Origin of the sequence: Serratia sp. CMO1, from assembly GCF_015689115.1 — a bacterium.
Lineage (GTDB): Bacteria > Pseudomonadota > Gammaproteobacteria > Enterobacterales > Enterobacteriaceae > Serratia > Serratia marcescens.
This window is the reverse complement of the sequence record NZ_CP065032.1, coordinates 1,907,244-1,924,870: the sequence shown is the minus strand read 5'-3', so window position 1 is coordinate 1,924,870 and position 17,627 is coordinate 1,907,244. Positions and strand designations below refer to the sequence as shown.

Here is a 17,627-nt window from a genome sequence, read left to right as displayed (position 1 = left end):
CGCTCATCCTCACGCGGTTTAAAGATCCTCAGTGTGAGGCAAGATCCCGCGCCGCGCTGGCCGCAAGCGGACATGTAACTGACGCCAATAAAAAAGGCGCTGCAAGCAGCGCCCCGGCAACGCGAATCTGACGGTTAAGTCACGGCCTGGCCGCATACTTCTGCATCGTGGCCGGCGTCACCAGCTCGAACGGGATCCAGTAATACGGCTCGAGCTTTTCACCGTTGATCATGCGCTGCGCCACATCGACCGAGGCCTTGCCCTGGCCGACCGCGTCCTGGAACACCGTGACCTGCATCTTGCCGGAGGCCAGCGCCTTGAGGCCGTCCGGCGTGGCGTCGATGCCGCCGATCAGCACTTTCTTGTCCGCCTTGCCCGCCTGCTGCAGCGCCATGATCGCGCCGATCGCCATCTCGTCGTTGTTGGCGGCGACGATGTCTATCGCTTCGCCGTTGGTCAGCCAGTTCATCATCAAATCCATGCCTTCACTGCGTGAATAGTTGGCGCTCTGCTTCTGCACCACCTTCATGTTCGGGTATTTGGCCACCACCTGCTCCACGTCTTTGGTGCGCTGCAGCGCGCCGGCGTCGGTCAGGTTGCCGATCATCACCGCCACGTTGCCCTGATAGTTGGCCAGCCGCGCCAACTCTTCCATTTGCAACGTGCCGGACTCCCGCTCGTCGGAGCCGACGAACACCACGCCCTGAGGCAGTTTGGCGTCGCCCGGCGTGCGGTTCACGTACACCAGCGGCACGCCGGCGGCCTGCACCATTTTGGTCATTACCGGCGTGCTGGCCGAGTTGACCGGATCGACGATAATCGCGTCCACCCCGGCGCTGATAAAGCTTTGCACCTGGTCGGTCTGGCGGCCGACGTCGCCGCGCGCGTCCTCGAACTGCACGGTAATGCCGCGCGCCTTGGCCTCCTTGTCGATCGCCTGGCGGATAATGGTGAGGAAGTTCTGGTCGAAATAGGCCATCGATACGCCGATGGTTTGCGCCCATGCCGGGGTGGACGCACACAGCGCCACCGCCAGCCACAGCCCTTTCAGGTAATTCATGATGTGCCCCCCGGTAAAAAAACACCGCCGGCCAACCCTGGCGCCGGCGGCAATTCACGGCAATCAGTGTTTCTTGCGGTTGCGACGCATGTCGATCGACACGGCAGCGACGATAATCACGCCTTTGATGATGTCCTGGATGTAAGAATCGACGCCGATAAAGGTGAAGCCGCTTTTGATAAGGCCGAGGATCACCGCGCCGATCAGCGTGCCGGTGATGCGCCCGACGCCGCCCATCAGGCTGCTGCCGCCGATCACCGCCGCGGCGATGGCGTCCAGCTCGTACGACATCCCCATGCTCGACTGGCCGCTGCTGACGCGCGCCGCCAGCACCACACCCGCCAGTCCCGCCAACCCGCCGGCGATGGTGTAAACCGTCACCAGATATTTGTTGACGTTGATGCCGGACACCCGCGCCGAGGTCATGTTGCCGCCGATGGCGTAGATGTATTTGCCGTAGCGGGTGTGTTTGAGCGCGATATGGAAGATCACCGCAATCACCAGGAAGATGATCACCGGCATCGCGCCCTGGCCGATTGACGTGAAGCCGTCCGACAGGAAGCTGACCGGGTTACCCTTGGTGTAGTACTGCGCCAGACCGCGCGCCGATACCATCATCCCCAGCGTGGCGATGAACGGCGGAATGCCGGTGCGGGTGATCAGGAAGCCGTTGATAAAGCCGCAGACAATGCCCACCCCAATCCCCGCGCCGATCGGGATCGCCGCCGGCAGATCGAGCAGCCCCGGGTACATCGGCGAAATGCTGTCCGAGGTCTGCGCCAGGCTGGCCGCCACCACCGCAGTCAGCGCAATCAGCGAACCGGAGGAGAGATCGATGCCGGTGGTGATGATCACCTGGGTGACGCCCACCGCGATGATGCCGATGATCGCCACCTGCAGCACGATCAGCAGCAGGCGGTTCGGGTTCAGCAGGAACGACTGATCGCGCATGTACCAGCCGAGGATTTCGAAGACCAGCGCGATGCCGAGCATCACGATGAAGATGCCGGTATCCTTCGGCATTTTGCCGCTCAGCCCGGAGAACAGCGTTCCCTTGCTCGTTGAATCGGCGGAGAGCGGCTTCTCAATCTTTACGTTACTCATGATGTTCACCCTTCGTTATTCTGAGGCCAGCGCCAGGATCTTTTCCTGGTCCGCGTCGTCTTTGTCCAAAATGCCGGTGATGCGGCCGCCGTGCATCACCATCACCCGATCGCTCATGCCGAGGATCTCCGGCAGCTCGGAAGACACCAGAATGATGGCGACGCCGCGGTTGGCCAGCTCGCTGATCAGGCGGTAGATTTCCGCTTTGGCTCCCACGTCGATGCCGCGCGTCGGTTCGTCGAGGATCAGGATTTTCGGCTGCGCCAGCAGCCAGCGCGCAATCAGCACCTTCTGTTGGTTGCCGCCGCTGAGGTTATTGATGATCTGATCCATGGTCGGCGTTTTGATGTTGAGCTTTTTGATCTGATCCATGCAGTCTTTGGCCATCTGCACGTGGCTGACGAAACCGTTCTTGCCGATGTATTCCGACAGGTTGACGATGCTCATGTTCTCGACCACCGACAGCACCAAAAACAGGCCGGATTTTTTGCGGTCTTCGGTGAGGAAGGCCAACCCGCTCTCGATCGCCTTCGCCGGGGAATCGACCTTCACCGCCAGGCCCTCGATAAAGATCTCGCCGCCGTCCGCCGGGTGCATGCCGAACAGGCTTTCCATCACTTCGCTGCGCCCGGCGCCCACCAGCCCGGCGACGCCGAGGATCTCGCCGCGTTTGACGCTGAACGACACGTCGTGGAACCAGCCGCTGCGGCGCAGCCCCGCCACCCGCAGCACTTCCTCGCCGATGTTGTTGTTGAATTTGGGGAACATCTGCGTCAGTTCACGCCCCACCATCATGGTGATCAGCGACTGTTTGGTCAGATTTTCGGTTTTGTCGCAGGCGATGAAGGTGCCGTCGCGGAAAATGCTCACTTCGTCGGTGATGGCGAAGATCTCGTCCATCTTGTGGCTGATGTAAATGATGCCCTTGCCCTGCTCGCGCAGCTCGCGGATGATGGCGAACAGGTGCACCACTTCACCTTCGGTCAGCGCCGAGGTCGGTTCGTCCATGATCAAGACGTCGGCGTTGTAGGACACCGCCTTGGCGATCTCCACCATCTGCTGGTTGGCGATGCTCAGTTCGCCCACCAGCGTGTCCGGCTGCAGTTTGATGTTCAGCCGCGCCAGCAGCTCGCGGGTGTTCTCGTTCAACTGCTCGTGGTTGACGAACCCCAACCGCGCCGGCTCGCGTCCCAGCCAGATGTTTTCCGCTACCGTCATATAAGGCACCAGGTTCAGCTCCTGGTGGATCATGGAAATGCCCGAATGCAGCGCCTGCAGCGTGTCGCTGAAGGTGACCGGCCGGCCTTTGATTTTTATCGAGCCTTCATCCGGGTGGTAGATGCCGATCAGGCATTTCATCAGCGTCGATTTGCCTGCGCCGTTTTCCCCCATCAGCGCGTGCACGCTGCCGGGTTTGATTTTAATCGAGACCTTATCCAGCGCTTTGACGCCGGGGAACTGCTTGCTGATGCCTTCGGCCTCAAGAACATAAGGGTACATACCGCTTACCTCCGCACTGACCCACGTTTTCCGCCGCGTTCGCCCCACACCGGCGCCCGCGGCGGGCTTCAAGGCTTATTTCTTGTTTTTATCGGCGAATTGCTGGTAATTGGCCTGGGTGATCAGCTGGTAAGGGATCAGCACGTTGCTCTCCACTTTCTCGCCTTTCACCAGTTGAACGGCGGTCTGCACCGCACCCTCGCCCTGGCCTTTGGCGTCCTGGAACACGCTCAGCGCCAGATCGCCTTTTCTGATGAATTCCAGCGCATCGGGCGTGCCATCCACGCCGGCCACCCGCACGCCGGACTTTTTAGCCTGCTTGAGCGCCAGGATGGCGCCGATGGCCATTTCGTCGTTGTTGGAAGCGATAGCGTCGATCTGCTGGCCGGTCAGCACCCAGTCAGTGGTGATATCCACCGCATCTTTACGCGTCCACTTGGCGGTTTGCTTATCGACAATCTTGATGCCGGGATAGTTGGCCGCCACCTCTTCCACGCCGCGGGTGCGGTCACGGGTCGATTCATTCGACAGTTCCCCCATCAGGATCATCACGTTGCCCTTGCCGTTCATCAGCTTGGCCAACGCTTCCATCTGCAGTTTGCCGGCCAGCTTGGAATCGGAGCCGACGTAGGCCATGCCGGCCGGGAGCGTCACTTCCGGCTTGCGGTTGACGAACACCAGCGGGATCTTGGCGTTCTCGGCCAGTTTGATCATCGGCTTGACGCCCTGGGTATCCACCGGGTTGAGGATGATGGCGTCGACGCCCTGGCTGACGAAGTTTTCGATTTGTTGAATTTGCTGCGCGATGTCGCCCTTGGCGTCTTCGAACTGGCCGCTGACGTTGCCGTCGGCCTTCATTTTGCTTTGCATCGACTGGCGCAGAATGGTGAGGAAGTTGTCATCGAAGTAAGCCATGGAAACGCCGATCTTGATGTCTTTCGCCAACACGCTGGCCGGCAGCATGCACATCAGTACCGAGGCGGCGATCAATTTCTTCAGCTTCATGTTCGTTACCCTTTAATCGTTAGAATGAAGAGGTCTGTTGGTTGACAGCTAATGAAAAATATTTTTTACATTCAAACAACAATACTGTCGGTGTTATCCCTTTGATACGGCGAAATTACCGCGTTATCGCCGTATTAAGGCCGTGAACAAAATGGTGATCTATATCTCAAAATAGATTAAAAACAATCAATTGAAATAAACCCCTGGTGGAGCAAGCCGCGTCTTCGCCGCTTTTTTAAATGTTTATTTCATAATTTAGACTATTGAAACTTTTTAACCCAAACAAGCGAAACATGCGTTTTGGAATGGCTTATTAACAAAAACATGACACGGATCTAACAAATGAAATGAAAGCCGCCCGCGAGCGTTCCCCTTTCGTGCGCCGGCAAAAACTGCGAGCGGGCGCGCAGTTTGCGGTTTCTGCGTTTCCCGACCATCCTTACTCGGCAATAATGGACATATCCCTATCTCAGGAGGACCTGACATGCAGCTCAGCAGTAAGGTGCGGATGAACCGCCTGTTCAACAACGGCAAGTGCCTGGATGTGGCGATCGATCACGGCATCGCCAACGAACCGGATTTTTTAATCGGGCTGGAAGATATCGAACGGGTGATGGGCAACCTGATCGCCGCGCGCCCCGACGCGATTCAGGTCAACTACGGGCAGGCGGATCTGCTGCAGCGCGCGCCGCAGCGCGAAAAACCGGCGCTGGTGATGCGCACCGACGTCGGCAACGCCTATAACGCCGCACGCCACCGCGAAATGTGGGCGGTGCTGCACAACCCGGAAGCGCCGATCCTGGCCGCGCTGCAAATGGACGCCGCCGCGGTGGTGGTCAACCTCTATATGATCCCGGATGAACCCGGTATTTTCCGCCAGTGCGTAGAAAACATCGGCCGCCTGCGCCACGCCTGCGATCGCTACGCCATGCCGCTGATGATCGAACCGCTGGTGATGGCCCCGGCCGGCCAGGGTGCCGCCTACGGATCGCTGGGTGACGTGGAGAAAATCGTGCCGCTGGTGCGGCTGGCGCGCGAGCTGGGCGCCGACATCATCAAGGCCGATCCGACCGATCGGGTGGAAGATTTCCACCGCGTGGTGGAAGCGGCGCGCTGCCCGACGCTGGTGCGCGGCGGCGGCAAAGGAGAGCTGGGCCCGGTGCTGGAGAAATCCGCCGCGCTGATGGCCCAGGGCGCCTCCGGCATGGTCTATGGCCGCAACGTCTATCAACACAGTAATCCTTCGCAGGTGGTGCGCGCCCTGATGGCGATCATCCATCAAGGCGCCAGCGGCCAACAGGCGCTGGAGATCTACCACCAGCAGTAACCCGCTTTTGTAACTAAAATAACCCCTCCGCACCCCGGCAGCGTGCTATAACCTGCTGCCGGTAACTGCAGCTTGCCGCATTCCTCGCTAGAATACGCCGTGATATCGCCATTCGGAGAACCGCCATGCCAAAACAACGGGTGCCGCTCAAGCTGAGCACCTCCATCACGCTGATGGTGTCCGCCATCATCGCTTCGGTGCTGCTGGTGGTATTCGCGCTGTTTTTCGTGCAGATGAGCCGCGAGGGGCAAGATCAGCTGCAGCAAAAAGCCATCGCCGTCGCCAACACGCTGGCGCTCTCCAACACCGTGATCGACGGCCTGCAGCGGCGCGATCACAGCGGCGCCATTCAGCGCTTCGCCGAGCAGGTGCGCCATCAAAACGAGCTGCTGTTCGTGGTGGTGGTGGATATGCAGGGCATCCGCTATTCGCACCCTAAACCCTGGCTGATCGGCAAGCATTTTATCGGCGACGATCTGGCGCCCGCGCTGCAAGGCAACGTCAACAGCGCCATCAACCGCGGCACGCTGGCTCCGGCGCTGCGGGTGTTCGTGCCGGTGTATGACGATCAGAAAAAACAAATCGGCGTGGTGGCGCTCGGCATCGCGCTGGACACCGTGCAGCGGGTGGTGGCGGAAAGCCGATGGATCATCTATTGGACCATCGCCTTCGCCGCCCTGGTCGGCAGCCTGGGCACCTTTTTCCTGGTCTCTGCGCTCAAACGCATCATGCTGGGTTTCGAGCCTTACGAAATCTCCAACCTGTTCGAACAGCGCAACGCCATGCTGCAATCGATTAAAGAAGGCGTGATCGCGGTCGATAATGAATCCCGCATCACCATCGTCAATGACGAAGCCAAGCGCCTGCTGCGCCAGAGCGGGCCGGTGGAAAACCTGCTGCTGGAAGCCGCCAGCAAACATTGGCCGGCGCAGCTGCATCTGGCGGAGGTGCTGGCCAGCGGCGAACCGCTGCGCGATCGGCAGATCAGCTTCAACGGCAGCGAACTGCTGACCAATACCGTGCCGGTGATCGTCAACGGCCAGGTGACCGGCGCCATCGCCACCTTCCGCGACAAGACCGAGATCAGCCGCCTGCTGCAGCGGCTGAGCGGCATGGCGCACTACGCCGACGCCCTGCGGGTGCAGTCGCACGAATTTATGAACAAGCTGCATGTGATACTCGGCATGCTGCATATGAAGGCCTATCAGCAGTTGGAAAACTACATCATCAACACCGCCAGCAACTATCAGGAAGAGATCGGCGCGCTGCTGCGCAAGATCCATTCGCCGGAGGTGGCGGGCTTCTTCATCGGCAAGATCAGCCGCGCCCACGAGGCCGGCATCGAACTGACCATCGAGGAAAACAGCCTGCTGCCGGAAACCGACGATGCGGAAACCACCCACGTGCTGATCAGCGTGCTCGGCAACCTGATCGAAAACGCCATCGACGCCATCGACGGCGTTGAGGGCCACGAGATCGGCCTGAGCTTCCATCATCACGACGATCAATTACACTGTATCGTCAGCGACGACGGCCCCGGCATCGATCCGGCGATCGGCGCGCGCATCTTCGAACACGGATTTTCCACCAAGGGAACGGGACGCGGCATCGGCCTGGCGCTGATCCGCAGCCATCTGGAGAAACTGGGCGGCAGCATCGATTTCGAATCCGAACCGGGCGAGCTGACCCAATTTTTCGTGCACCTTCCCTATCAGGCCAAGAGCAGAGCCCATGATTAACGTACTGATTGTCGACGACGACCCGATGGTGGCGGAGCTGAATAAATACTACCTGAGCCAGGTCGGCGGTTTTCACTGCCAGGCGACGGTCGCGACCCTGAGCCAGGCGCGTGCCCTGCTGGCCGACGCCAGCGTCAGCATCGATCTGGTGTTGCTGGATATTTACATGCAGCAGGAGAACGGGCTGGATCTGCTGCCCGGCCTGCGCGAACTCGGCGAAAAGACCGATGTGATCATCATCTCCTCCGCCAGCGACGTGAACACGGTGCAAAAAGCGCTGCACTACGGCGTGGTGGATTATCTGATCAAGCCGTTCCAGTTCAGCCGCTTCAAGGAGGCGCTGAGCCACTACCGGCAACAGTCACAGCTCTTGGCGCAACGCGAGTTTTCGCAGGCCGACGTCGACAGCCTGTTGCGCCGCCAGCCCGGCGGCCAGGAGAGCAAAAAGCTGCCGAAGGGCCTGACCAGCATCACCCTGAGCACGGTGTGCGAGTGGATCGAACAGCAGCACGACAGCGAATTCTCTACCGACAATCTGGCCAACGCCATTGGCATTTCGCGGGTGTCCTGCCGCAAGTACCTCATCTATCTGGCGGAAAGCGGCATCCTCGGCACCCGTATTCTGTACGGCGCCACCGGCCGGCCGGTCTATCTGTATCAGCTGAAACCGGACGCGATCGCCATGCTGAAAGAGCATTGCCGCCCGGCCTAAACGACGTCGGGCGCAGAAAGCGCCCGGACGTTAAAGGTTAGAAGTTGTGCATGTAACACTTCGCCTCGGGATGAGGATCTTTCGAGTGTCTGCGCAGGCAGCGCTGCTTTTTCTGCTGCTGTTCCAGGTTCCGCTGCTGCCGCTCGGCGGTCTCAGCGGCTTCGCGCTGCTGTTCGCGTGCAATCGCCTGCTCGTTGGCCAGCGTCAGGTTATCGACATTCCACACCTTGTGGCGCAATGCGTCGCGCTTTTTCTGGTACTCCTCGGTGACCTTACTGTCCTTCGGCGCCGCCGCATGGTATTCCAGATCCACCCGCGCCTGCGCGAAGCTGGAACAACACAAGGCCACGCCGGCCAACACGATCCTTTTCATCAATGACTCCTTTTACATTACATCGCTAGACTCTGCGTACACGCCGGCTCAGCAACCGTTCGGCGATGCCGTCGGCTTTTCCTCTGAACGGGAGACGCGCTGCCCGCCGGTGACGGGCGCTTTGCCGGGCTCGATAGCGCACTCCGCCAACCGCGCCAGCTCTTCCGCATCGCGCTCTGTCGGCGGCGCTTCCTCGCTCATTTCCTGACGCAGATCCTGCGCCAGCGCTTTCAGGCGCTTTTGAAACAGCACCGGCGACACTCCTTCGCACGGCCTGTCGTAGCGCGCTGCGCCGGCGCTTTGGCTTAGCGGCGGCAACAGCAAGAGAAAGATCGCGGCCATGTTCTTCGTCATGGGCAACTCCTTTGATTACGCCGAAATAAACCGGCGGTTCCCTATAAGGAAAACGAATTGTCTGCTAACGCAATGAATGGTCAAGCCACGGCAGAATAACGCAGGAAAGGTAAACCCTCCGACAATATCGGCAGAATGCGCGCATTAATTTGGCTGAATATATTTAGCGGTTTAACGATCGAATATTTTCGACCCATCTAACGTACCGCCAATACCGATATTACCTTCATGCAATACCGACGAGGCAGACTCACCCGCCATGATGCGTTGCCGCTGTTCCCGCGTGGCCGGCTGAGGCTGAGACCAGTCCGGGGACGTCGACGTTGGCTGGATCGCGCTGCAGCCGCTCAACAAAAACAACGATACCGTGGCACAATAACGCCATGTCATAGCTTTCTCCTTAAAGGAAATAAAATACCCGCAGCCGGCGGCAAGGGTAAATAAAAAATGACTTTCTTTAGTTTAATAACCGCCGTTATTTCACCATCCGACTGCCGATGTTAACCACCCGGTTCCTCTGTTAACCCGAAATAAACATTTTCGCTTAGCCACCCGATAATTCGCAGGCAATAAAAAAGGCCGGGCTAACCCGACCTTGTTTGACCGCTCGACGCGCTTAGACCAGCTCGATCACATCGAAATTGGCTTCGCCGCTCAGATCGGCGTCGTAGTCAACGCCCTGCAGACCGAAGCCGAACAGGCGCAGGAATTCCGCCTTGTAGCCCTGGTAATCCGTCAGTTCGTTGATGTTGCTGTCGTTCAGCTGCTGCCAGATTTTACGGCAGGTTTCCTGCACTTCGTCACGCAGTTCCCAGTCATCCAGGCGCAGACGGTGTTTCTCGTCGGTATCCGGCGCCGCGCCGCTGTACAGCTTGGTGGCGAACAGACGCTGGATCTGCTCGATGCAGCCTTCGTGAATGCCCTGCTCCTTCATGATTTTGAACACGATAGAGATATACAACGGCATCACCGGAATGGCGGAGGAAGCCTGAGTCACTACCGACTTGAGCACCGCAACGTAAGCCGCGCCGCCTTTGGCCTGCAGCTTCTGGTTGATGGCGTGCGCTGCGCGATCCAGATCTTCTTTCGCCTTGCCCAGCGTACCGTGCCAGTAAATTGGCCAGGTCAGATCGGTACCGATGTAGGAGTAAGCGACCGACTGCGCGTTATCCGCCAGCACACCCGCTTCGTCCAGCGCGTCCATCCACAGCTGCCAGTCCTGGCCGCCCATCACCTTCACGGTGTCGGCGATTTCTTGCTCATTGGCCGGCTCGACCACGGCTTCAACCAGCACGTCTTTGTTGGTGTCCAGCGCGACGGATTTGTATGGCTCGCCGATCGGCTTCAGTGCGGAACGCACCACTTCGCCGGTTTCCGGCATCTTACGCACCGGCGAAGCCAGCGAGTAAACCACCAGGTCAACCTGACCCAGGTCTTTTTTGATCAGATCGATCACGGTCTGACGGCACTCGTTGGAGAATGCGTCGCCGTTGATGCTTTTCGCGTACAGGCCTTCTTCTTTAGCTGCCTTGTCGAAACCGGCGGAGTTGTACCAACCGGCGGAACCGGTTTTGCCTTCGCTGCCAGGCTTCTCGAAAAATACGCCGATGGTGGCCGCACCGCTGCCGAAAGCGGCATTGATGCGCGAGGCCAGACCGTAACCGGTGGATGCACCAATGACCAGCACCTTTTTAGGCCCGTTTTTCAGTTCGCCGCGTGACTTAACGTAGGCGATTTGCTCACGGACGTTGGCTTCACAGCCTGCCGGGTGAGCGGTGGTGCAGATAAAACCACGAATTTTAGGTTTGATAATCATAGTAATTTTTTCTTGGTAGCTAAAAACCGAAGGACAATATACCTGATTTTCTCGATATACTTAAGAAAGTGCGAAAACAAGCGCAGTGAACAGACCAGTCGGAAAGCCCACCGCCGAGACATGTCATGATGGCAAAGGGATAATCATGGCAGGCCAGGTTGAGATAACCCGGCCCGTCGAGAGTCACGCCTTGTTCTTTTCCAGCTGCTCAATCAGCGTGTAACGCAGCGATGAGGCGTCGGCCGGTACGTTCTCCACCGGGGTGACGCGCACTTTCAGCCGATACTGATAGCCCGGTTCGAAGGTGAAACCCTCGATGCCGGTATAGAACAACTCCCACGGCTGCTGCGCGGAGCGGCGCACCTGCATGCACTTCATCGGGCCGACGCCCACGCAGTCCACCAGCGCGCTGTTCACCAGCAACACTTCCGTTTGGCCGCCTTTCTCGTTTGCGGGCTGATTCATCGAGGTTCCCTCCTGGCTGCAGCCGGCCAGCGCGGCCAACGCAACAAATAACAACGCTTTAATTTTCAATGTACTGCACCAATAGTCATCCAGGGGCGCCATGCTAACAAATTAACCGACCCAAGAGAACAGATAGCGCTACGGTTCCACACGCCCCAAATATCATTCCTCTGTGCTCTATCAGTCTGGAAAATATCGCAAAATAAACCCCCTGTTCTTATCCGAACCGGTAATTACCCCCGCTATTTTTTCTGTTAAAAACAGCTGGCTTGCGCAAGCTTTACTGAATCTAACTGAATCGATAAAGAGGGAATTTTATGCAAGAGATCGATGCCAAACACTTTCACCTGATCGCCGGCGCCGGTAACTTTGGCGACAACCGCAGCAGCAATGGCCGCGTCAACAACAACGGCGGCAACAAGAACGGAGGCGGGTCATCCAATCAGGGATTCTACGGCAAGCACACCTCGCCGGATTGCGTTAACGGCGTGATCACCGGTTCTCTGGGCGGCCTTGGCGGCCTGGCTGTGGGCGCGCTCAACGGCGGCTGCTTCAAGGAAGGCAGCAAAGGCGGCGGCAACGTCGGCATGGGGAAAGGCGGCAACAAAAACAGCGGCAGCAGCTGCAATAACAATAGCAGTAAAGGCGGCAATACCTGTTCGCGCTAAGCGGTTTTAATTAATCAAAGCTCCGGCTGAGCCTCTCCGTTCGGTCGGCGCTTTCCGTATTTTTGGTGATAACCATGTTTAAACTGTTTCGTACCTTATGCCTGCTGCTCGGCTTCTGGATCGCCACCCTGCTGCTCAGCGGCGCGGGGGTCTCCTTTACCCACGGCTACGCCGCGCCTAAAAATCTGTCGCATTTCGTCGTCTCGCTGGTGGTGGTTGGCGCCATCCTGCTGTGGACCCATAAATTGCTGCGGTTCTTTTTTGCCGAGAAATTTGAGAAGAAACCGCGTTAAGCCGTGTTCTCGTTGGGGGCGCCGCCCGCAACGATAAAACCGGCATCGCGAATCGCCGCCTTAACCTGCCTGGCGTCCATCACGGCCGTTTTCACATAGCCAAAAAAGGCCACCCGTGCGCCGGGCAAACGGACTGGCGTCGCCAGTTGGGCCATAAGCTCACGATTGCGCTGCGCCATCAGCTCGGCGCGCGCCTGCCAAAACGCGGCCGGTTCGGAGGGGGCTTCAGTGGCGGTTTCGAACCGAGACGCCAACTCGCTTAGCGCCTCCCACTCCGCCAACAGGGCGGCAACCACTTCAGGGTTAGCCACCAGCCCCCAGTCAGAGGGTAAGGCCCCCTCACGCCACGCATTGAGATAGCCGGGCAACATCATCTTTAATTGACTCAGTTGCTCGTTCACTGCGAGTTACCTTTTATAGCGCCTGATGCCGGGATATTTCCCATAATGACACTCTCGTTAAACCGTTGATTGAAGCAATGGCCGAAGCTTATCAACGCCATAAATGACGTAATGACTTTTGGTGCGGCTAAATTAGCGATAGGTGCGGTGGGTGTGTGGAGCCGGAGATCGGGCTGAGGTGTTACGACTGGAAAGAGAAACCAGAAATTTATTGGCGTCTTAAGTGGAATTTCCTTATAAATCAATCACACAAAAAAAGACCGAATACGATTCCTTTATACGAAAAAGAATGAAAATATCCTTTTTAAACAATGCATTACCAAAAATTTAGCCTTTGCAACCCCCTACTATACCTTACATTCCCTTTCTTTAATTTCAGATAGTTACCAGGACTCTCGGAGCAATTCGGATGAATTTCGGAGCAGTTTGTTTCTTCGCCCCCCCACACACCTCAAGTACATATACATAGTAATTATCACAACCATCTATTTTATAATCAGAGAATACATTAAATATAAGGAAGTCACTATTGCTTAATTTGTCATCTACAAAATGGAGTCAAAATACATTAGGATCATAACCAATTCACCATACAAAATGTCCATTTCGCGCTATATACTTCAACCGAGGATTAGTCATAATCAGCATCATACTTGGTCATTTTGGCATATCTGAAGATTATGAGAAAAGCTGTTGATGTGTTTGCCGTATCTATCATGATACTAGTTTGTCTCATCTGGGGTTCACAACAGGTGGCGATAAAAGGTGTCGCTGAAGAAATATCTCCTGTACTTCAAGTAGCTATTCGTTCAGGCGTTGCAGGGTTTTTGGTATGGATTGTAATGTTAGTTAAAAAAGAATCCTTTACTGATATTCGCAACACAATAAAGCCCGGTCTGGTTGTAGGCTTACTTTTTGCCCTTGAGTTTTTATTTGTTGCCGAAGGGCTAAAATTTACGTCTGCATCACATATGTCAGTTTTTCTTTATACTGCACCTGCTTTTGCAGCGTTAGGTTTACAAATCTTCCTCCCAGCAGAACGCCTTTCCTTAGTCCAATGGTTAGGTATAACCCTAGCTTTCGTTGGAATTCTGGTTGCATTCCTATCGGGTTCTGCTGATAACACCAGCAAAACACATGATATTCTAATCGGTGATGGGTTAGGCCTTCTTGCTGGCCTTTCGTGGGGTATGACGACCATTGTAATACGCTGTTCAAAATTAAATGAGTCTCCAGCGAGTCAAACACTATTCTATCAACTTGCCGTAGCGGCTATTTTATTGTTTATCTATGCATTCTCCAGCGGGCAGACTCTTTTTACGGTTGGCCTAAAAGGAGGACTAAGTTTAATTTTTCAAGCAGTAATTGTTGCATTCCTTAGTTATATGGTTTGGTTTACACTTTTGAAAAAATACTTGGCATCCCAGCTAGGTGTACTGTCATTCATGACTCCAGTATTTGGTGTTTTTGCAGGCGCTCTTATATTGAATGACAAGATAAAGTCCGGCTTCATTTTTGGGACGCTACTTATTCTTTTCGGAATAATTGTTGTCAGTGGTTACCCTTGGTTGCAGAGCAAAATTAACTCACGAAAAAAATAAAAACATTTCTTGATAGAGGTATATTACTATGAAAGTACTCATTGTTTTCGCACATCCAGAATCAAAGTCATTCAACGCAGCGCTTAAAGATACTGCGGTTGAAACTTTGCTTTCCCTTGGTCATGAAGTTGAGGTAAGTGATCTATATAAAATGGGTTGGAAAAGCCAGATAGATGAGAAAGATATTCCAGGCAGCAGATTGAATGACTCCATATTTACTGTACATGAAGAACAAGAACACATGGAGAATACAACTGGGGCAACACTAGATGTTCGAAAAGAACAGGAAAAACTCGTTTGGTGTGACATGTTAGTCTTCCAATTCCCTATATGGTGGTTCAGTATGCCTGCAATCTTAAAAGGCTGGGTTGATCGTACTTTTACTCGAGGATTTGCATATAAGACAGGGAGAAAATACAGTTCTGGAATTTTTAAAGGAAAGAGAGCAATGATATGCGCCACTACAGGAACGGCTGGCTCCCTATATGCTCCAGATGGTATTGACGGCGATATAAACCATATACTTTGGCCTATTCACAATGGAATCTTCCATTATACTGGTTTTGATGTCCTCCCACCTCAGATGGTTTGGATGCCGGGAAATCTTACAGAATCAGAGAGAGAAGCTGCACTTGAGTCTTGGGCAATAAGAATTGGCAGTATTGAAAACGAGGAACCACTTTTCTTTCATGGTCGAGAGGATTATACATCGGAACAACGCCTACGTCCCGATGTAATAGCGAAGACCGGATTTCAATGGAATCCTTCCGCGGGGCAAACACATGAGATTGCAGCGCGTCAGTATACTAAACACCTCAAAAAAGATTAGTTCTTGGATCACACAATGAAAAAGCATAGCGTATTTAATAAGCTACACCATATTTGTATCGTTGTTAATGATATGGATGAATCAGTAAAGTTCTATGAGTCTATAGGAATTGGCCCTTGGAATGATTTCCCGTCATTAGAACGATTCAGAGATAACCTGGAAGTTAGCAATGTTGATGATTTTATGCAAAACAAATATTGCTATACTAATATAGGTGATATTCAAATCCAACTTTGCCAACCATCTTTGGGGGATACTGAACAGCGTCATTTTTTGGAAAAGAATGGTGAGGGTGTTTTCCATTTAGGCTTTACTGTAGATGCTGTTGATGATGCAGAGAAACAAGCTCATAGCCTTGGCTTAACAAACTTAATCCGCGGAAGATTGCCAGATCATAGTGGATTTACTTATTTTGACACAAGCGCACGAGCAGGGGTAATACTACAAGTACGCGCAATTAAACCTGTAGCAAATAGCTAATGCTTTGAGTGCCCCACAATACTTGCCTCCAACTTTACCTTGCTGAAGGTTTAATTATGAATCTGTATACATTGACCTAGTGCGATTAATATATTATATCTTTATTTAAGGTTATGTTGACACCTTGATATATCAACATCCCGTTCTCAAGTGCCGGGATGTTGTCTTTCCAAGCTTGCAGTAGGTGACGATGAAATGACAACTATTATTCCCCAAGAACTTCAGAAAAAGAAGTTGATAGCTCCTCCTTTCACGACCTCACTACCTGCTCCTGCATGGTTCAGAGTAGGGACAATGCCAGCAGATGCCACTTATCCTGTACACTCTCATCCTTGGGGTGAGTTCGTATATTCATACAGTGGTATAATGGAAGTCAAAATCAAGAATGAGCATCTCACAGCCCCGCCACATTTCGGAATCTGGTTACCACCGAAGCTAACTCATGTTGGCCTTAACAGAAATGAAGCAACACATTGCTCTTTTTATTTAATGCCAGAGCTGTGCGAAGAGCTGCCAACTTTTCCTTGTACGTTGAAAATAAATGAATTTACTATTTCGATTCTAGAGCACCTTAAGGACAACCCGTTGACAGCACCTATTGATGATAAAAGCATGCGTATATTACAAGTGCTTAGCGATCAGTTATGTGCAGCCCCTCGCCAAAGTACTTTCCTTCCCTATACCAGCGATCCGTTGCTCAGTAAAGTTATTGCTGAAATCGAAAAGTGCCCGTCGGTGGAAATCCCTCTAAATGAGCTAGCTGAAAAATTAGGATATACTGTTCGGACATTAAATCGACGCAGCCATCAATTATTAGGAATGTCACTTGGCGATTGGCGGCAGCGTTTGCGTGTTGTAAAAGCAATAGATCTTCTAGAAAAAGGCGAAAAAGTAGAAATCGTTGCCTATTCGGTTGGTTATAGTAGTGCATCGTCTTTTATAGCAATGTTTCACCGAGTAACCGGTAGAACCCCAGGTAGTATTGCCACTCGGTGTCGATAAGATATCTTTGATTTAATCCAATCTCACTAGACCAATAGTAAAACTTTTCAAATTCGAGCAAGGATTAATGGCTTAATTTATGCCATAATTACACGTAGACATCATGAAAAGACATAACAAAACTGTCTCCTGCCTAAAGAAATGGGTTTTTGACAATAGAGAAAAACCACTATCCATTAATAGCGTGATTGAAAAGTCAGGATATTCCAGACGATATATGGAGTCTGTTTTCAGAAAGTTAACAGGTGAAACAATCTACTCATACATTAGAGCAGTGCAATTTTCAGATGCAGAGAAAAAATTGTCAAAAACAAACTCTAAAATTTCAGAAATCGCTGCCACATATGGATACCGCTCCCTTTCTCAGTTTACAAAAACCTTCATTAAAATATACGGACTTTCACCTTCTGACTATCGTAGGAAGGCAAGAAATGAAAAATCAGCCACTATAAAAATCAAAAAATCATAATAAAATAACACTCCTAGATAAGACTTCACCTAGTGATTTTTTCAGGAGATTCTGGCCATCTAATTTCTCGAGGCTCCATATTGGAGTCAATGCCATTTATCTGATTGACATAGTGCATCCATTTTTTCAAACTATCTTTCTCCTCGATGATGCACATTCCCAGCATTAGTTTTGTATGCAATGATTGTGTAACCTGGTTAACACGGTCGATCCGAAGTGACTTCTCATCTTCGATTTTCTGTCGTTTCTCTTCGGCGGTATAGACTCTCTTGACTACTTTACCATCTCTATATATCCAATTAGTGTCATTACAAGCATCATCAGGCATCTCACAAATGGCCACCTCTGCTACTGATAAACCAGGAGGGAAAATTGCTGTGACGTCTTTTGATTTACAGACGATAATACCATTCTCGTCATACATGACCT

The 17,627-nt window shown here is 53.4% G+C and carries 20 protein-coding genes; 10 read left to right on the top strand and 10 right to left on the bottom strand.

The genetic code is table 11. From position 1 onward, the window contains the following. Positions 1-139: 139 nt before the first annotated feature. The 4 genes from IT763_RS09180 to IT763_RS09165 all read right to left on the bottom strand — a co-directional run bounded on the left by IT763_RS09180 (position 140) and on the right by IT763_RS09165 (position 4,669). Entirely contained in the window at positions 140-1,060 is a 921-nt protein-coding gene (locus tag IT763_RS09180) for a sugar ABC transporter substrate-binding protein (protein ID WP_131164340.1), read from the bottom strand. 63 nt (positions 1,061-1,123) lie between these two features. Then, positions 1,124-2,164, bottom strand: coding sequence for an ABC transporter permease (locus tag IT763_RS09175; RefSeq protein WP_004940978.1), 1,041 nt, complete (start codon positions 2,162-2,164; stop codon positions 1,124-1,126). A 15-nt stretch (positions 2,165-2,179) separates the two neighbouring features. Then, a complete protein-coding gene (locus IT763_RS09170) occupies positions 2,180-3,664 on the bottom strand; it encodes a sugar ABC transporter ATP-binding protein (RefSeq protein ID WP_206195358.1) in 1,485 nt (494 codons plus the stop codon). A 75-nt stretch (positions 3,665-3,739) separates the two neighbouring features. Beyond that, entirely contained in the window at positions 3,740-4,669 is a 930-nt protein-coding gene (locus tag IT763_RS09165) for a sugar ABC transporter substrate-binding protein (RefSeq protein ID WP_015377544.1), read from the bottom strand. Positions 4,670-5,153: 484 nt separating this feature from the next. On the opposite strand from IT763_RS09165, the gene IT763_RS09160 reads away from it, so the two are divergent. From IT763_RS09160 to dcuR, 3 genes are all read left to right on the top strand, one after another. Then, positions 5,154-5,996 carry a class I fructose-bisphosphate aldolase gene (locus tag IT763_RS09160; protein WP_015377543.1) on the top strand — a complete coding sequence of 281 codons (843 nt, stop codon included), beginning with the start codon at positions 5,154-5,156 and terminating at the stop codon, positions 5,994-5,996. Positions 5,997-6,121: 125 nt separating this feature from the next. Further along, on the top strand, positions 6,122-7,735 hold the full coding sequence (locus tag IT763_RS09155) for a sensor histidine kinase (RefSeq protein WP_004940962.1): 1,614 nt from the start codon (positions 6,122-6,124) through the stop codon (positions 7,733-7,735). Beyond that, positions 7,728-8,447, top strand: coding sequence for a two-component system response regulator DcuR (gene dcuR, locus IT763_RS09150; RefSeq protein WP_004940959.1), 720 nt, complete (start codon positions 7,728-7,730; stop codon positions 8,445-8,447). Before IT763_RS09155 ends, dcuR begins: the two co-directional genes overlap by 8 nt. Positions 8,448-8,484: 37 nt before the next feature. Here dcuR and IT763_RS09145 read toward each other — a convergent pair whose 3' ends face one another. The 4 genes from IT763_RS09145 to IT763_RS09130 all read right to left on the bottom strand — a co-directional run bounded on the left by IT763_RS09145 (position 8,485) and on the right by IT763_RS09130 (position 11,524). After that, positions 8,485-8,820 (bottom strand): hypothetical protein, encoded by a 336-nt coding sequence (locus IT763_RS09145; RefSeq protein WP_004940957.1) that lies wholly within the window; start codon positions 8,818-8,820, stop codon positions 8,485-8,487. Positions 8,821-8,868: 48 nt separating this feature from the next. After that, entirely contained in the window at positions 8,869-9,174 is a 306-nt protein-coding gene (locus IT763_RS09140; protein WP_004940954.1) for a hypothetical protein, read from the bottom strand. A gap of 616 nt (positions 9,175-9,790) precedes the next feature. Next, a complete protein-coding gene (fabV, locus tag IT763_RS09135; RefSeq protein ID WP_021504847.1) occupies positions 9,791-10,990 on the bottom strand; it encodes an enoyl-ACP reductase FabV in 1,200 nt (399 codons plus the stop codon). 183 nt (positions 10,991-11,173) lie between these two features. Then, positions 11,174-11,524 (bottom strand): DUF4377 domain-containing protein, encoded by a 351-nt coding sequence (locus IT763_RS09130; RefSeq protein WP_004940949.1) that lies wholly within the window; start codon positions 11,522-11,524, stop codon positions 11,174-11,176. A gap of 248 nt (positions 11,525-11,772) precedes the next feature. Between IT763_RS09130 and IT763_RS09125 the strand changes: the two genes are divergently transcribed. Together IT763_RS09125 and IT763_RS09120 are read left to right on the top strand one after the other, a co-directional pair. Continuing rightward, positions 11,773-12,123, top strand: a complete 351-nt coding sequence (locus IT763_RS09125; RefSeq protein ID WP_004940946.1) for a hypothetical protein — start codon at positions 11,773-11,775, stop codon at positions 12,121-12,123. A 74-nt stretch (positions 12,124-12,197) separates the two neighbouring features. Then, entirely contained in the window at positions 12,198-12,416 is a 219-nt protein-coding gene (locus tag IT763_RS09120) for a hypothetical protein (RefSeq protein WP_004940942.1), read from the top strand. Here the strand turns inward: IT763_RS09120 and IT763_RS09115 are convergent. After that, the gene (locus IT763_RS09115; RefSeq protein WP_049278662.1) at positions 12,413-12,817 is read right to left on the bottom strand and encodes a hypothetical protein; all 405 of its coding nucleotides are present in this window, start codon (positions 12,815-12,817) and stop codon (positions 12,413-12,415) included. The genes IT763_RS09120 and IT763_RS09115 overlap by 4 nt on opposite strands. 680 nt (positions 12,818-13,497) lie before the next feature. On the opposite strand from IT763_RS09115, the gene IT763_RS09110 reads away from it, so the two are divergent. The 5 genes from IT763_RS09110 (at position 13,498) to IT763_RS09090 (ending at position 17,198) form a co-directional block, all read left to right on the top strand. After that, positions 13,498-14,418: a DMT family transporter gene (locus IT763_RS09110; protein ID WP_154746976.1), complete on the top strand. Its 921-nt coding sequence runs from the start codon at positions 13,498-13,500 to the stop codon at positions 14,416-14,418. 28 nt (positions 14,419-14,446) lie between these two features. Continuing rightward, a complete protein-coding gene (locus IT763_RS09105; protein ID WP_072056118.1) occupies positions 14,447-15,247 on the top strand; it encodes an NAD(P)H-dependent oxidoreductase in 801 nt (266 codons plus the stop codon). A 15-nt stretch (positions 15,248-15,262) separates the two neighbouring features. Continuing rightward, positions 15,263-15,727 carry a VOC family protein gene (locus tag IT763_RS09100; protein ID WP_193842710.1) on the top strand — a complete coding sequence of 155 codons (465 nt, stop codon included), beginning with the start codon at positions 15,263-15,265 and terminating at the stop codon, positions 15,725-15,727. 195 nt (positions 15,728-15,922) lie between these two features. After that, positions 15,923-16,729 carry a helix-turn-helix transcriptional regulator gene (locus IT763_RS09095; RefSeq protein WP_072056116.1) on the top strand — a complete coding sequence of 269 codons (807 nt, stop codon included), beginning with the start codon at positions 15,923-15,925 and terminating at the stop codon, positions 16,727-16,729. 103 nt (positions 16,730-16,832) lie between these two features. Continuing rightward, positions 16,833-17,198, top strand: a complete 366-nt coding sequence (locus IT763_RS09090) for an AraC family transcriptional regulator (RefSeq protein ID WP_072056115.1) — start codon at positions 16,833-16,835, stop codon at positions 17,196-17,198. Positions 17,199-17,223: 25 nt separating this feature from the next. Here the strand turns inward: IT763_RS09090 and IT763_RS09085 are convergent, their stop codons facing one another. Continuing rightward, positions 17,224-17,622 carry a tail fiber assembly protein gene (locus tag IT763_RS09085; protein ID WP_206195357.1) on the bottom strand — a complete coding sequence of 133 codons (399 nt, stop codon included), beginning with the start codon at positions 17,620-17,622 and terminating at the stop codon, positions 17,224-17,226. Between the last annotated feature and the right edge of the window lie 5 nt (positions 17,623-17,627).

Coding starts and splice junctions, on each gene's coding strand:
- IT763_RS09105 (WP_072056118.1), top strand. CDS start 14,447: ATGAAAGTACTCATTGTTTTCGCACATCCAGAATCAAAGTCATTCAAC.
- IT763_RS09120 (WP_004940942.1), top strand. CDS start 12,198: ATGTTTAAACTGTTTCGTACCTTATGCCTGCTGCTCGGCTTCTGGATC.
- IT763_RS09165 (WP_015377544.1), bottom strand. CDS start 4,669: ATGAAGCTGAAGAAATTGATCGCCGCCTCGGTACTGATGTGCATGCTG.
- IT763_RS09160 (WP_015377543.1), top strand. CDS start 5,154: ATGCAGCTCAGCAGTAAGGTGCGGATGAACCGCCTGTTCAACAACGGC.
- IT763_RS09180 (WP_131164340.1), bottom strand. CDS start 1,060: ATGAATTACCTGAAAGGGCTGTGGCTGGCGGTGGCGCTGTGTGCGTCC.
- IT763_RS09100 (WP_193842710.1), top strand. CDS start 15,263: ATGAAAAAGCATAGCGTATTTAATAAGCTACACCATATTTGTATCGTT.
- IT763_RS09170 (WP_206195358.1), bottom strand. CDS start 3,664: ATGTACCCTTATGTTCTTGAGGCCGAAGGCATCAGCAAGCAGTTCCCC.
- IT763_RS09155 (WP_004940962.1), top strand. CDS start 6,122: ATGCCAAAACAACGGGTGCCGCTCAAGCTGAGCACCTCCATCACGCTG.
- IT763_RS09125 (WP_004940946.1), top strand. CDS start 11,773: ATGCAAGAGATCGATGCCAAACACTTTCACCTGATCGCCGGCGCCGGT.
- dcuR (WP_004940959.1), top strand. CDS start 7,728: ATGATTAACGTACTGATTGTCGACGACGACCCGATGGTGGCGGAGCTG.
- IT763_RS09090 (WP_072056115.1), top strand. CDS start 16,833: ATGAAAAGACATAACAAAACTGTCTCCTGCCTAAAGAAATGGGTTTTT.
- IT763_RS09140 (WP_004940954.1), bottom strand. CDS start 9,174: ATGACGAAGAACATGGCCGCGATCTTTCTCTTGCTGTTGCCGCCGCTA.
- IT763_RS09085 (WP_206195357.1), bottom strand. CDS start 17,622: ATGTATGACGAGAATGGTATTATCGTCTGTAAATCAAAAGACGTCACA.
- IT763_RS09110 (WP_154746976.1), top strand. CDS start 13,498: ATGAGAAAAGCTGTTGATGTGTTTGCCGTATCTATCATGATACTAGTT.
- IT763_RS09175 (WP_004940978.1), bottom strand. CDS start 2,164: ATGAGTAACGTAAAGATTGAGAAGCCGCTCTCCGCCGATTCAACGAGC.
- IT763_RS09145 (WP_004940957.1), bottom strand. CDS start 8,820: ATGAAAAGGATCGTGTTGGCCGGCGTGGCCTTGTGTTGTTCCAGCTTC.
- IT763_RS09095 (WP_072056116.1), top strand. CDS start 15,923: ATGACAACTATTATTCCCCAAGAACTTCAGAAAAAGAAGTTGATAGCT.
- fabV (WP_021504847.1), bottom strand. CDS start 10,990: ATGATTATCAAACCTAAAATTCGTGGTTTTATCTGCACCACCGCTCAC.